The 13,851-nt window shown below is 40.9% G+C and carries 12 protein-coding genes; 6 read left to right on the top strand and 6 right to left on the bottom strand.

Annotation, left to right across the window (positions count from 1 at the left end; genetic code table 11):
* The first annotated feature begins 111 nt into the window (after positions 1-111).
* Positions 112-1,827, top strand: a complete 1,716-nt coding sequence (locus OWEHO_RS06345) for a M14 family zinc carboxypeptidase (protein ID WP_014201645.1) — start codon at positions 112-114, stop codon at positions 1,825-1,827.
* Positions 1,828-1,859: 32 nt separating this feature from the next.
* Here the strand turns inward: OWEHO_RS06345 and OWEHO_RS06340 are convergent, their stop codons facing one another.
* The gene (locus OWEHO_RS06340) at positions 1,860-2,744 is read right to left on the bottom strand and encodes a universal stress protein (protein ID WP_014201644.1); all 885 of its coding nucleotides are present in this window, start codon (positions 2,742-2,744) and stop codon (positions 1,860-1,862) included.
* A 55-nt stretch (positions 2,745-2,799) separates the two neighbouring features.
* Here OWEHO_RS06340 and OWEHO_RS06335 point away from each other — a divergent pair, with 55 nt between their 5' ends.
* Positions 2,800-3,639, top strand: coding sequence for a nucleoside phosphorylase (locus OWEHO_RS06335; protein ID WP_014201643.1), 840 nt, complete (start codon positions 2,800-2,802; stop codon positions 3,637-3,639).
* Between the two features lie 76 nt (positions 3,640-3,715).
* On the opposite strand, the gene OWEHO_RS06330 is transcribed toward OWEHO_RS06335, so the two are convergent.
* The 5 genes from OWEHO_RS06330 to OWEHO_RS06305 all read right to left on the bottom strand — a co-directional run bounded on the left by OWEHO_RS06330 (position 3,716) and on the right by OWEHO_RS06305 (position 7,950).
* A complete protein-coding gene (locus OWEHO_RS06330) occupies positions 3,716-4,129 on the bottom strand; it encodes a hypothetical protein (RefSeq protein ID WP_014201642.1) in 414 nt (137 codons plus the stop codon).
* A 77-nt stretch (positions 4,130-4,206) separates the two neighbouring features.
* A protein-coding gene (locus OWEHO_RS18195; protein WP_407635930.1) for an IS3 family transposase occupies positions 4,207-5,444 on the bottom strand; the annotation gives its coding sequence in 2 pieces (ribosomal slippage) (positions 4,207-5,072 and positions 5,072-5,444; 1,239 coding nt in all).
* Positions 5,445-5,592: 148 nt separating this feature from the next.
* Entirely contained in the window at positions 5,593-7,131 is a 1,539-nt protein-coding gene (gene rny / locus OWEHO_RS06315; RefSeq protein ID WP_014201641.1) for a ribonuclease Y, read from the bottom strand.
* A 220-nt stretch (positions 7,132-7,351) separates the two neighbouring features.
* Positions 7,352-7,642 carry a cell division protein ZapA gene (locus tag OWEHO_RS06310; protein ID WP_014201640.1) on the bottom strand — a complete coding sequence of 97 codons (291 nt, stop codon included), beginning with the start codon at positions 7,640-7,642 and terminating at the stop codon, positions 7,352-7,354.
* A 17-nt stretch (positions 7,643-7,659) separates the two neighbouring features.
* Positions 7,660-7,950 carry a hypothetical protein gene (locus OWEHO_RS06305; RefSeq protein ID WP_014201639.1) on the bottom strand — a complete coding sequence of 97 codons (291 nt, stop codon included), beginning with the start codon at positions 7,948-7,950 and terminating at the stop codon, positions 7,660-7,662.
* A 120-nt stretch (positions 7,951-8,070) separates the two neighbouring features.
* Here OWEHO_RS06305 and OWEHO_RS06300 point away from each other — a divergent pair, with 120 nt between their 5' ends.
* The 4 genes from OWEHO_RS06300 (at position 8,071) to OWEHO_RS06285 (ending at position 13,822) form a co-directional block, all read left to right on the top strand.
* Positions 8,071-9,819, top strand: coding sequence for a M23 family metallopeptidase (locus OWEHO_RS06300; protein ID WP_083827978.1), 1,749 nt, complete (start codon positions 8,071-8,073; stop codon positions 9,817-9,819).
* 86 nt (positions 9,820-9,905) lie between these two features.
* Positions 9,906-10,574, top strand: coding sequence for a carboxypeptidase-like regulatory domain-containing protein (locus OWEHO_RS06295; protein ID WP_014201637.1), 669 nt, complete (start codon positions 9,906-9,908; stop codon positions 10,572-10,574).
* Between the two features lie 12 nt (positions 10,575-10,586).
* Positions 10,587-13,082: a TonB-dependent receptor gene (locus OWEHO_RS06290; protein ID WP_014201636.1), complete on the top strand. Its 2,496-nt coding sequence runs from the start codon at positions 10,587-10,589 to the stop codon at positions 13,080-13,082.
* 224 nt (positions 13,083-13,306) lie between these two features.
* Positions 13,307-13,822 (top strand): tetratricopeptide repeat protein, encoded by a 516-nt coding sequence (locus OWEHO_RS06285; protein WP_014201635.1) that lies wholly within the window; start codon positions 13,307-13,309, stop codon positions 13,820-13,822.
* The last annotated feature ends 29 nt before the right edge of the window (positions 13,823-13,851 follow it).

The raw sequence follows: 13,851 nt of genomic DNA, 5'->3' as shown, positions 1-13,851 counted from the left end.
TTTGTAGAGTTGCAATTTTTTGTGTTGCAACATTAACAGGTTTTTGAAACTTTTGCAAATCGAATTATTAGTGCGGCATTTAGCTAACTTAAGCTCCCTAAAATACATTGTATGAGATTTTTTTTGATTTGGATAATCAGTGGACTAACCAGTACCACTTGTTTAGCACAACTTAGTGAGCTGTATCTTGATGGAATAAGTTTGACCTATGATCAGGTTATTTCTTCTTATCAGGAACTAGCACTTGAAAATGAAAATGCCTCTTTAGTAGAAATTGGTCCCACGGATAGCGGGAGGAAACTGCATTTATTCTTGATTGGGTCAAACCCTATGAAGGATGATGCCACATTGCAGGATATAGCCAATGATAAAGCGGTGGTTTTGATCAACAACGGAATTCATCCTGGAGAAAGCTGTGGCATTGATGCCTCAATAATTTTTGCTAGAGAAATTTTGCAGAAGAAGATTTTAGATGATGTGTTGATTGCCATTGTTCCTGTCTACAATATTGGAGGTGCCCTTAACCGAGGTTCGTTTTCCAGAGCCAATCAAGACGGGCCGGAGGAGCATGGGTTTAGGGGCAATTCTCGAAACTTAGATTTGAATAGAGATTTTGTAAAAGCAGATGCACTCAATACAATTTCTTTTTACACAATATTTCAAGCTTTGCAACCCCACATTTTTGTTGATACACATACTTCCAATGGTGCCGATTATCAATATACCATGACTTTGATAAGCACGCAAAAAGATAAGCTGAATCCAGTTTTAGCGGAAACACTTACTAAAGATTTAGAACCCTTTTTGTACAAACAAATGAACAAGAAGGGCTGGCCAATGACACCTTATGTAAATGTTTTTGGCAACACACCTGACAAAGGTTTTGCAGCTTTTTTAGAAACTCCTCGCTATGCCAGCGGCTATACTACACTTTTTAATACCATTGGCTTTATCACAGAAACTCATATGTTGAAACCATACAAGGATAGAGTTGCAAGTACTTTGGCTTTTTTGCACGTTATGAATAAGTATGTCGCTGATAATTCCAGTGATTTAAAAGAAGCCAAGAAGAAAGCATTTGAGTTTGATCAACAGCAAAATCAGTTTGCCATAAACTGGACATTAGATTCTTCTAAATATGAGCTTAGAAAATTCAAAGGTTATGAATACAGTTACCCCGAGAGCATGATTTCTGGCTCAAAACGACTAAAGTATGATGGGAGCAAGCCCAAAACATTTGATATCAAATACTACAACACCTGGAAGACAGCGGACAGTGCAATGTTGCCAGCGTATTATGTAGTCCCTCGGGCTTGGCGCGAAGTTGCTTATCGCTTGCAGCTAAATGGGGTTATAATGGAGCCTTTGAAAAGTGACACCATCATCAACGTGAACTCGTATTACATTCAGAACCCTAAGTTTTCAAACTATCCTTATGAAGGGCATTTCCCGCTAAGGGATATGGAAGTGGAAATAAAGTATCAACAACGGGCTTTCTTAGCAGGGGATTACCTTGTGCCAACAAAGCAGAAAAATATCCGATTTATTGTTTCAATGCTAGAGCCCAAAGCTGTGGACAGTTACTTACGCTGGAATTTTTATGATGAGATATTTCAGCAAAAGGAACATTTTTCACCTTACGTATTTGAAGAAACAGCTGAGCAACTTTTAAAAGATAATGAAGACTTAAAGACTGCTTTTGAAGAATGGAAAGAGAAAAATCCGGAGTTACTAAGCAATAGCTATCCGGCTTTAAAATTTATCTACGAGAACAGTGTTTACTACGAAAAAGAGCACCTACGTTATCCTGTTGCCAGAATAGAGTAAGTGCTCTATTAATATTTTGCGTGAAGCAAGTACTACATGTTTTCCCACATAGCGGCCCATTTCACCTCACTAGGGGTGATGGACATCACAGGAATTTCTGAGTGATAAATCATTGCTTGTACATCGGTGCCAATAAAGAAATCGGTGAAGTCACGCTCTTTGCTGTCTTCTGTGATGATCATTAGGTCACCTTCATTTTCGTAAGCATATTTAAGGGTGTTGCGTACAATTCCTTTTTGTTGCTTGCTTGGCTTAATAATCTCCGAAGTACATTCAATACCGTGATCCTTAATAAAGGTTTCCACTTGCTTAAGGTGAGCCTTAAGAACCTTCTCTTTGTCTTCTTCAATAAGTACAGAAACCACTTTGATTTTTGCACCAAAAAGACGAGCATAGTGAAGGGCGGGGCCAACTTTTTCCTTCGATCTTCTATCTAATACCAAAGGGAAAATAATGGTTTTGATAGAGCTAATATTTCTTATCCCTTTAATAGTAATTACGGGAGGATCAACTAAAGTTACAGTTCTAAAGGCATTGCTACCAATAAAGCGCTTTCTAAGGTTTTGAGGCTTTCCGTTGGTACCCATTATCACTAGGTCCACATCTTTCTCTTTGCTTACGCGATCAATTTCTTCATACACTACACCTTCGGTAAGCATAGCTTCTATAGCTACACCAGATGAGGCACTGTGTTCTGCTGCAATAGAGTTTAACTTTGCTTCCAGCTTATCATGTATATCCTCCTTGCGGTCTTTTACACCAAATATTTCTCTAAGGTGAATATCATTGTTATTTATAGCAAGTAAAAGTATAGATGCTTTCATCGCTTTTGCGAAAACTAATGCTTGGTCCAGAGCTTGAATAGATTGCTCTGAAAAGCCCATTGGTACAAGAATTACAGGAGTTTTGTCAGCCATTTTGATTTAATTTGTTCACAAATGTATAATAATATGCAAATTAAGAGATAAAGGCGTGAATAGTTCAGAATTGATTCTAAATAATGATGGTAGTGTGTATCATTTATCACTAAAACTTGGTGATGTGAGTGATACAATTATTACCGTAGGTGACCCAGATCGGGTTTCTAAAGTTTCTGCACTTTTTGATAGTGTAGACTTTAGAACGCAGAAGCGTGAATTTGTAACGCACACCGGTACCCTTTCGGGGAAACGGCTCACGGTAATTTCTACAGGAATCGGTACTGACAATATTGATGTTGTGATTAATGAGCTTCATTCGCTAAAAGTGTTGGCCAATGATTTGAGCACACCTTATAAGTTTATCCGATTAGGCACAAGTGGTGCTGTTCGCCCTGATGTGAAAGTTGATTCTATTCTTATCTCTTCCGCAGCCATTGGTTTGGATGGCCTCATGCACTTTTACGATTGGAATGAAAGTCAGGAAGAAATAGACGAGCTAATAGCTCAAAGCGAAAAGTGGAAACTTTTGCCACGCCCTTATGCAGCTATGGCAAATAGCGAATTGGTAAATAGTTTTTCGCCTATTGCCGATAAATTAGGGGTTACATTGACGGCACCCGGTTTTTATGCTCCGCAGGGTAGAAGTGTAAATGCACAAGCTCGTATTTCTGACTTTGTAGACCTCTTGGGCAGTAGCACATTTGCTGGTGTACCCATTACCAATCTTGAAATGGAAACCGCAGGTATTTATGGGTTAGCTTCTTTACTGGGGCATGAGGCGGTTAGTATTTCGGCAATATTGGCCAATCGTGCTACAGGCCAATTTTCTGAAAAAGGGGATGAGGTTGTTGAAAGGATGATTAAAAAGGCGCTGGAGGTTTTGGTGGGATAGGAAGAGACACTTCGTTTATTCATTCAGCCTGAATGGCGCATTGTCTTTTTTTGTACCAGTATTTGTTTTTTCAAATTCAATCCTCTGTCTTTTTCATTCTCCAAGATCCACTGGAGGGGTACGTTAATTTGATTAGGCCAAAGAATAATGTCTTCGCAGGCATTTTCCACGTCCCGTAAAACTCCCCTGTGTTTTGATCCAAAGTTCCGTTGTAAAGTATTTTTGGTCCTTTTAAAAATCTATTTGATGAAGTCTGCTTTTCAGCATAATGGAAAGACTGATATTGTTTGATAAAAGATATTCTATCATTTACAAGAGAGCCTTTGACTAAAGCTGGCGATTCATTTACCCCAAAGCCTGAAATGTCTCTAGAAACTCCTGAAAATTCAGAATTACTTCTTTCCAACTCTAGTTCAAACAGAACCTCCTGGCCTACATCTTCACCATACTCATCTCCATACATAAGGCTTCCTGTGAAATGTTCTGTCATTTAATTGTAAATCAAGAGTTATCAAAGTATAAATAATGACACGTCCTAAAATAGGTTGACGGTTTTTAAATAGATTTTTAATGAACCCTAGAAGCTATAGCTTCTAGGGTTTTTTCATGTATAAAGTTAGGTGTTTTATAGTTGAGACTTAGGTGTGGACGCAAGTTGTTGTAGGTTTCAATGGACTGTTTTATCAGCAACTGTAGCTCGCTAGCTGTGTTGCAGGTTTCTATCAGGAACTCATTTTTGAGGATTCCATTAACTCTTTCAGCCAAGGCATTCTGGTAGCAGTCATATCCATCCGTCATGGAAGGGGTGACCTGATGTTTTTGAAGTTCATTTTGGTAAACGGCTGCGCAATATTGAAGTCCTCGATCTGAGTGATGGATCATCGGAGCTTGACTACGCCTATGTTTCATAGCCATTTTCAAAGCTTTGACCACCTGCTCTGCGGCCATGTCTTCGCTTAGGTGGTACCCCATGATTTTTCGGCTACAGGCATCGGTTACCAAAGAAAGGTAATGGGTGCGTTCCCTGGTTTTTACGTAGGTAATATCACTGACAAGAACCTCTTCCGGACGGGTTACCTTATGCTCCTTAAGTAGGTTGGGATGCTTGTGCAACCAGTGTTTGCTATTGGTGGTTTTGGTGTAGGTTTTCTTTGGCCGGATCAGCAGGTGTTCTGATCGCAAGTAGTCAAAGAAAGCATCCCTACCTATTTTGATTCCCATTTTCTTCAGATCCGACTGAAGCAAATAGTAGAGTTTTCGTGTGCCCAGCCGGGGCATACGCATCCTAATGGCCAGTACCATAGGCTTGAGTTGTGCTAATTCATCAGCTCGATTTAAAGCTCTTGCACGAGCCTGATAGATGGCCTGACGGCTAATCCCAAACAAACGACAACTGTGGGTAAGGCTTACTTGCTTTTGTTGCCGGATGCGCCAGATTGTTTGGGTAATACCTTTTTTCGGATAGAAATTCCATGCTCTTTATCCGCCATATCAATCGTTATGTTAAGGATTTCATTCTTCAAACGTTCATCAGATAGCTCGCGCTCTAAGCGTTTGATGGTTTGGGCCGGGGTTTCTTTTCGTCTGGGATTGCTCATGGAGTGTAGGTAAGGTTTGCTCCAGTCTAAGCTACCATGTTTTCTGAGCCAAACCAAAACCGTACTTCTACCTTGGATACCATAGGCTTTCTGAGCTTGTTTATACGTCATTTCGCCTTTTTCTACCTGGCTGATCACCGCCAGTTTAAAGCCCATGTTGTAATCACGCTGACTGCGCCTTTTACTTGATCCTGAATTTCTTGACATAATAAGTCCAATTTGTGTCAACTTATTTCAGGACGAGACATAAAACAAAAAAAAGCCGAAACACTCTCGCATTCCGGCTTTTCAGTTTTTCTTCAAATAGGTTCGAAATGGTGAGGCTCCCTACTCCCAATTTCCGACTCCCTATTATTTACCTCGCTACGTTTACCGCTCGGGTTTCGCGTATTACGGTAATCTTTACCTGACCAGGGTAGGTCATTTCATTTTGTATTTTTTGGCTGATGTCAAAGGATATTTTGGCCGCTTCAGCATCACTTACTTTATCACAATCTACCATTACTCTTAGCTCTCTACCCGCTTGTATCGCGTAAGCTTTGCTTACACCATTTTGAGAGATAGCCAGGTTTTCAAGGTCTTTCAATCGCTGGATGTAAGACTCGGCAATTTGACGTCTTGCACCAGGGCGAGCACCAGAAATACCATCACACACCTGAACGATAGGAGAGATGAGGTTGGTCATTTCAATTTCATCGTGGTGAGCACCAATGGCGTTACAAACGTCTGGTTTTTCACCATACTTCTCAGCCCACTTCATACCTAGGATAGCGTGTGGTAATTCACTTTCTTCACTTGGCACTTTACCAATATCGTGAAGCAGTCCTGCACGTTTTGCAATCTTGGCATTGAGTCCCAGCTCTGCAGCCATTATTCCGCAAAGGTTGGCTACCTCACGGCTGTGCTGTAATAGGTTTTGTCCGTAGCTGCTGCGGTATTTCATTCTACCTACAGTTTTCACAAGTTCTGGGTGAAGCCCATGAATACCAAGGTCGATGGCGGTACGCTTACCTACTTCAAAAATTTCTTCGTCAATCTGCTTGGTGGTTTTGGCAACCACTTCTTCGATACGTGCCGGGTGAATACGACCATCCGTTACCAATTTGTGCAAAGCCAATCGGGCAATCTCCCTTCTAACGGGGTCAAAGCACGAAAGGATGATAGCTTCAGGTGTATCGTCTACAATAATTTCTACACCAGTAGCAGCTTCTAAGGCACGGATATTTCTACCCTCACGGCCAATGATTCTTCCTTTTACATCATCATTTTCAATATTGAAAACGGATACGCTGTTTTCCACGGCTTGCTCAGTAGCTACACGCTGAATGCTTTGGATTACCACCTTACGGGCTTCATTCCCGGCAGTGATTTTTGCCTCTTCCATAGTATCCTGAATGAAGGATGCGGCCTCAGTTTTAGCTTCATCTTTCAAAGCTTCCAACAGCTGGTTTTTAGCTTCTTCAGGCGTTAGGCCAGAAATCACTTCAAGTTGCTCCACTTGTCTGCGGTGCATCTTTTCAAGATCTTCTGTCTTACGTTCGTTTATTTCAATTTTGCGCTCCAGGTCTTTGCTAAGGTTGTTTAGCTCACGATCCTTACGCTTATTTTCCTCAAATCGCTGGTTGTTTTTAGCCTCGCGATCTTTTACACGGTTTTGAAGCTCATTTAGTTTCTGCTCACGTTTGTTTATTACTTTCTCATGCTCAGCTTTCAATTCCAAAAATTTCTCTTTGGCCTGTAGTATCTTGTCTTTTTTGATATTGTCTGCTTCCTTCTCAGCTTCCACTATTATTGATGAAGCTTTCTTCTTCTGCATATTTTGAGCTACTAAAAAGCTCACTACACCTCCTATCAAGAAGGCGGCAACGGCTACTATTATTGTAGTTATTTCCATTTGTACACTTGTTGTTAAAAAATAAAAAACCCGCACCCATTCAAAGCTTTGTCTAAACCCCAGTTAGACAAGATCGGAGTTTACCAAACAATTTCGGTCTTCCACTCAAAGGAGGCCTGACCTAGAAAGTCTGAGCCAAACTCCTATTATATTAATGTTGAGTTTAGCAAATTCTAAGAATCGATGCGGGAAAAAAAGTTTATGTTAATGAACGTCTTTTCTATCTGGTTGCTGCTTCCAGTAATTGTTGCAAGTGATGTAGTTTTCCATCCACATCATTAGCATCAATAAGCTCTTTGCCCTTATTGCGCTCTAGCCGCGAAGCTAGTTGTAAAGCGCACATGGCTAGTAGGTCTTGTTTATCTCTAACGGCATATCCGTCTCCATATTTCTTCAGGATGCCTTCGATTGTTTTGGCGGCTGACCTAATGTGCTCTTCCTCCTCCGGTTTTATCGTAAGAGGGTACACACGATCAGCAATGGATACTTTTATTTTTAAATAATCCTTCAACCTTTTTTATATATCATCTACTCATTGAGCAAAGCAATGCAGCGATCAATTTCCCGCACTAAGGTGCTGATTCGGGCTTTTGCCAGTTCGGTATCTTCACTTCCTGAAGCAACTCCCCGAGCAATTTTAGCCGCCCTCAATTCACCTTCCAGTTCTTGTATTTTTTGACTTTTCTCCGCCAGTTCATCATTAAGCAACTTATACTTTTGCTCCAATGATTCTAAGTCATTGTTAGCTTTTTCGTGCTGATCAATCAATGCGTGCATTAATTTCTCAATATGGCCAAGCCGCTGATGAACATCTGTCATAAAACCACATTTACTGTTTCACAAAGGTAAGAACCGAAATGAGTTTATCAAGGAATTATATTTACCTCATTAATAATATCATCATCCTAATGTTATACAGGCATTTGCAAGTTATTATCTTTGACCAAAATCTGGAACTTTCCTCATAAAGACTATATGAAGCAACGCAGCCCACTGGCATTTTTTGCATTATTTCTGTTTTCATTTCTGGCAAATGCTCAGGATTATCCACAAGATGAATTCATCTCACCACTAGAAATGCCTCTTTTTTTGTCAGGCACTTTTGGTGAATTGCGTACCAATCACTTTCATGCGGGTATTGATATAAAAACTGGTGGACGTGAGGGGCAGCGGGTGCTAGCGGTAGCTGATGGTTTTGTATCTCGCATCAAAGTATCTCCTTACGGCTACGGAAATGCCTTGTATATAGTTCACCCCAATGGATACACTTCGGTGTATGGGCACCTACAGCGATTTAATGATACCATTCAGGCTTTTATCCGCGAGGAGCAAAAAAGACAAAAATCTTTTGAAGTTGAACTTTTTCCTCTGGCCAAAGTGTTTCCCGTAAAGCAGGGTGATTTAGTAGCCCTTTCGGGGAATAGTGGTGGCAGTGGTGGCCCACATTTACATTTTGAAATAAGAGATACACGAACTGAAAAAATCATCAATCCCTTACTTTTTGGTTTTGATGTAAAAGATGGCCGTAGTCCTGATATTTATAATCTGGAGGTGTATGAGTTTGATAAAGAAGAACTCGTTTCATCCTACACGCGCAGCCTTTTGCGCCAAGGCGATGGGGTGTATAGCCTTACAGGAAATAGCCTTATAGAGGTTTCTAACCCAGCATCATTTGGGATAACCACCACCGACAGATTGGATGGGGTTCCCAATAAAAATGGTGTGTATAGCATAAGAATGATAATTGGCGAGGAGGTCTATTATCATTTTGTGGCGGAGACTTTTGCTTTCGCGGAAACGCGTTACATCAATAGCCATATAGATTTTGCTCAAAAAGCTTGCTGTCGCAGGACCATTAACAAAATGTATTTGGAGCCAAATAATCAATTTTCGGCTTACCGTGTAAAGGAGCGCATGAAGCTTACAGATTTGGTGGCGGATTCTATTTACCCTGTAAATATAGAAGTGAGTGATAGAGCAGGGAATGTGAGCACACTCAACTTTGAACTAAAGTACAGCCCACCAGAGGTAGAGTTGGCAGAAGCTCCAGAACCGGATTTGCCCAAGTTTAACTATGCTCAAACTAACTTTTTTAAGAAAGATAACTTTCAGGTAGTGTTACCTGAAGGTGCATTGTATTCAGATATTTATGTTCAGTATGAAAAGAAAGCAGCCTGCAGTGAGTGCCTGTCTTTTATTCATGAAATAGCAACTCGTGAGGTGCCTGTGCAGAAGTATTATACTTTAAAAATAAAGCCTGATGCGGAATATCATGGTGATAAGAGCAAGCTATTCATTGCTAGTTTTAAAGATGGAAAGTTAGATGACTACGAAGGTGGCCGCTGGGAAAATGGCTTTGTAGTAGCACGTACGCGCCAGTTTGGTGAGTTTGCGGTAATGGTGGACACTGTTCCACCAAGCGTTAGCCCTGTGAATTTTAGAGATGGCTCCAATGTACACGGTGCATCACGACTTTCTTTTATCATTTCTGACAAGCTTAGCGGCATTGATGATTACTCAGTTACCATAGACGGGGAGTGGGTTCTTTTTGAATATGATGCCAAGAACAGACTTATTTATACCGATGTTCGCGCCTTGAACCTTGAGGACGGGGAACGTGTTTTACGTATTAGCGTAAGTGATGATAAGGGGAATGTGACGGAGAAGACTTATCATCTTATCTTTTAGAAACTTCGAAACAGTTTCTAGATTAGTATGCTATTTTTGCCATCTTCCCGTTATGCTCTTCGGAGAGGGATACATAGAAGACTTATATGAGATTTAAAATTATACTTGGAATTTTTGCTTTGTGCGTGGCTACATATGATGTGTGTGCACAGCAGCCCAAAGATCCTGTACAGATGTCGGGTATTGTGCTTTCGGGAGATGCCGAGCCACAATTTATGCCTTACGTGAATATTGTAGTTAAAAAACGCAAGCGCGGAGCAGCAACCAATTCAGAAGGTTTCTTCTCTTTTGCAGTACTGCCTGGCGATACTTTACTTTTTTCAAGCATCGGTTTTAGAACCGAAACGTTGGTAATTCCAGATACTTTGGATGAAAAAGAATATTTGTCTCGGGTGATAATGAACCGCGACACCACCTTGCTGCAAGAGGTGACTTTATATCCTTGGCCTACGCCAGAACAGTTTAAGGAAGAATTTTTGGCTACTCGTGTGCCAACTACAGAAGAAGATATTGCCATGCGAAATCTCGCCATTCAAGAATTAAAAGCACGTGCTGCCAAAATGGGCTACAGTGCGGCCGAAATTCAAGATTATGTGATAGCAGCAAAGAATGCTGAGATTTATAATTACGGCAGATATAATAATTACTCAGGTGGTGGTACGGCCATCCTTGGTTCATTAAGTAACCCATTTGCTTGGGCACAATTCTTTGAAGCTCTCAAAAGAGGAGATTTCGATTCAGACTCCTCAAGATAACGACTTACGCCAATGCTTATTCGCTTTTACCGATTGCTAGCCACATTGTCTCTATTTCTATTGGGGATGATGATGCATGCACAGGAAAATCAAAAACGAGGAACCTTTATTAGAGGAACTGTAACCGATGAGCAAGGAAAGCCATTGGACGGTGCTAAAGTGACTCTCGGAACTTTTTACGCGCTGACCATAGAAGATGGTAGCTATGAAATTGAAATCCCGCATGGGGATAACCAGATTGTATATTTTACCAGCTTTGGGTACAATCCTGACACAACAGTTTTTAGTATTAAAAAAGGGGAAAGCCTAACACTGAATAAGTCAATCACCTTGATGCCAAACGTTTTGAACAACGTTGAAATCGTAGATAAGCGCTCACGTTTTGACAATCAGGTATCGGTACGAAAAAAAGAAATTGATGCCTATGTGGGGGCAGGGTCGAGCGTAGAGGGAATCATTAAAACATTGCCTGGGGTAAGCAGCTATAGTGAGTTGAGTTCACAATACTCTGTGCGTGGTGGTAACTTTGATGAAAACCTTGTTTATGTAAATGGCATTGAAATTTACCGCCCATTCTTGGTGAGCAATGGCCAACAAGAGGGATTGAGTTTTGTGAATGGTGCTATGGTAGAAAATGTGGATTTTTCTGCCGGTGGTTTTGAAGCTCGTTATGGCGATAAGATGGCCTCAGTACTGGATATTACTTATCGTCAACCCAAGGAGTTTGCCATGCGTGCCGAAGGAAGTCTTTTGGGAGGCGGCCTTACCTATGAAAATCTTCATTTCAAAAAACGTCTTTCTGTATTAGTTGGCGCACGTTATCGTACCAACCAACTTCTTTTAGGGTCTTTAGATACCGAAGGCGATTTTAAACCTAGCTACACCGATATTCAGGCTTACCTTACCTATTACCTTACGGATGAGTGGGAGCTAAGTTTTTTAGGAAACTATAGCCGAAACCAGTATAAAGTTGTGCCTACCAGCAGAACTACCGACTTTGGTACTTTTCAGGAGGCGCTTCGCTTGAATGTGTTTTTTGATGGAAAAGAAGATTATGATTTTGTAACGCGATTTGGGGCCTTAACGGCAGTAAATCGCCCATCTAAAAAAGTGGAATTGAAGTACACGGCTTCAGTGTTTCAAACCACTGAGCAGGAGTATTTTGATGTGATTGCTGCTTATAGTTTGGGTGAGCTAAACAACAATTTAGGTTCAGATGATTTTGGTGAGATTTCTTTCATACGTGGAGTTGGAGGTTTTCAGAACTATGCTCGAAATAACTTGGATGCAATTGTAGCGAATGTAGCTCATGATGGATTTTGGGATAAAGGTGAAGTAAGCTGGCGCTGGGGATTAAAGTTTCAGGGAGAAGATATTATTGACCGCTACAAAGAGTGGGAAATGATTGACTCGGCAGGCTATAATGTGCCTCATAATTCAAGTGTAAACGGAGTGCTGGGCTATGTTAATGATACAATCCCAGTGGCGATTTACACTGTGGATTCTGTGCAAAAAAACTTAGAGCTATTCGAAAGCTATGATAGCCGTGCAAACTTGACTTCCTACCGTGTGATGGCTTATGTAGAGCGTTCACAACTTTTTGAAAGATGGGGAGACGACTTCTTTTTGAATATTGGTCTCCGTTCCAATTATTGGACTTTCAACAAGCAAAATGTAATAAGCCCACGTGCTAGTTTTAGCTGGAAACCAGATTGGGAGAAGGATATGGTTTTCCGATTGGCCTCCGGGTTTTATTATCAGCCACCTTTTTATCGTGAGATGCGTGACATTGCCGGGGGATTGAATGAGGATATCAAAGCACAGCGCTCCATCCATTTGGTACTGGGGAATGATTATCAGCTAAAACTATGGAACCGTCCATTTAAAATGGTGACTGAGGTTTATTATAAGAACTTCGACAACCTTATACCTTATGATATGGACAATGTGCGAATTCGCTACACTGCAGAAAATAGCTCAAAGGGTTACGCAGCGGGTATCGATTATCGCCTTAATGGTGAATTTGTGCAGGGAGTGGAAAGTTGGGCTAGTATTTCACTTATGACCATTCAGGAAGATATAGAAGGTGATGGCGTGGGTTACTTACCACGTCCTACCGACCAGCGGTTAAACTTTAAGATTTTCTTCCAGGATTATTTGCCACGCGACCCTACATTCCGAGTAAGCGGTACAGTTACTTTTGGAACGGGTCTGCCATTTGGTCCGCCACAGGCCACAGCAGAAGAACGGGAATACAGATTACCTCCTTATCGTAGAGTGGATCTTGGTTTTACCAAAGACATTATTTTGGAAAGTCGCACTTACGAATCTAAGTTTTGGGGCGCTTTCAAAAGTATGTATGTAACCCTGGAAGTATTCAACCTTTTTGGAACCAACAACACCATTAGCTACCTGTGGGTAAAGGATATTTCTACCGCCCGAGATTATGCTGTGCCTAATTATCTTACGGGAAGATTGCTGAACTTGAGATTGGTGTGTAAGTTTTAGAACGCGATTTATTTCACGCAAAGCCGCCAAGGAGCAAAGAAGACAAGAAGAATTGGCTTATAATATAATCCGTGAAATTAGTGCAATCCGTGACAATCCGCTTTATCCGCTTCATCCGTGTTCCATTCAATCCCAAATCAAAAATCCCACATCGTAAATATTCAAATCAATCAATCTAATCCTCTCCGATAACTTACCTTTGCCCGAAATTTTTTGAATAGCACATGTTAAATAAGATCATTAGGCTTGCTCTTACAGCCTTGTTTTTCGGATTGGCCATTTGGCAATTTGTAGAAGGAAACATCGGAAACGGTATTATGTTGGTATTGCTTGCTGGCTTGGTATTGCTCACCTATTTCCGCAACGAAAATATGCTTTTGGCATTTTGGTACTTGCGTAAAAACGATATGGCCAAAGCTGAAAAATCACTCAATAGAATTAAAAATCCTGAGCAATCTTTACTTCAAGGTCAGTTGGCTTACTGGTATATGTTGCAGGGAATGATTCAATCTCAAACCGGAATTGGTAAAGCTGAATCGCTGATGCGCAAGGCGCTTTCTACAGGTCTTCGCCAAAAGCACGACCAAGCTATGGCTAAGCTTCAGCTTGCTGGTATCGCTGTAGCTAAAAGGAGAAAAAGAGAAGCTACTGTGCTTCTTACCGAAGTAAAAAAGCTTGACGATAGAGGCATGTTGAAAGATCAAATCAAGATGTTGAAAGATCAAATGAAGCGCATCTGATCAATTTTGCACTTTTTGGGTTACTCTCG

The organism is Owenweeksia hongkongensis DSM 17368, from assembly GCF_000236705.1.
GTDB lineage: Bacteria > Bacteroidota > Bacteroidia > Flavobacteriales > Schleiferiaceae > Owenweeksia > Owenweeksia hongkongensis.
The sequence above is the reverse complement of the archived record's forward strand: the minus strand, read 5'-3'. Positions and strand labels throughout refer to the sequence as shown.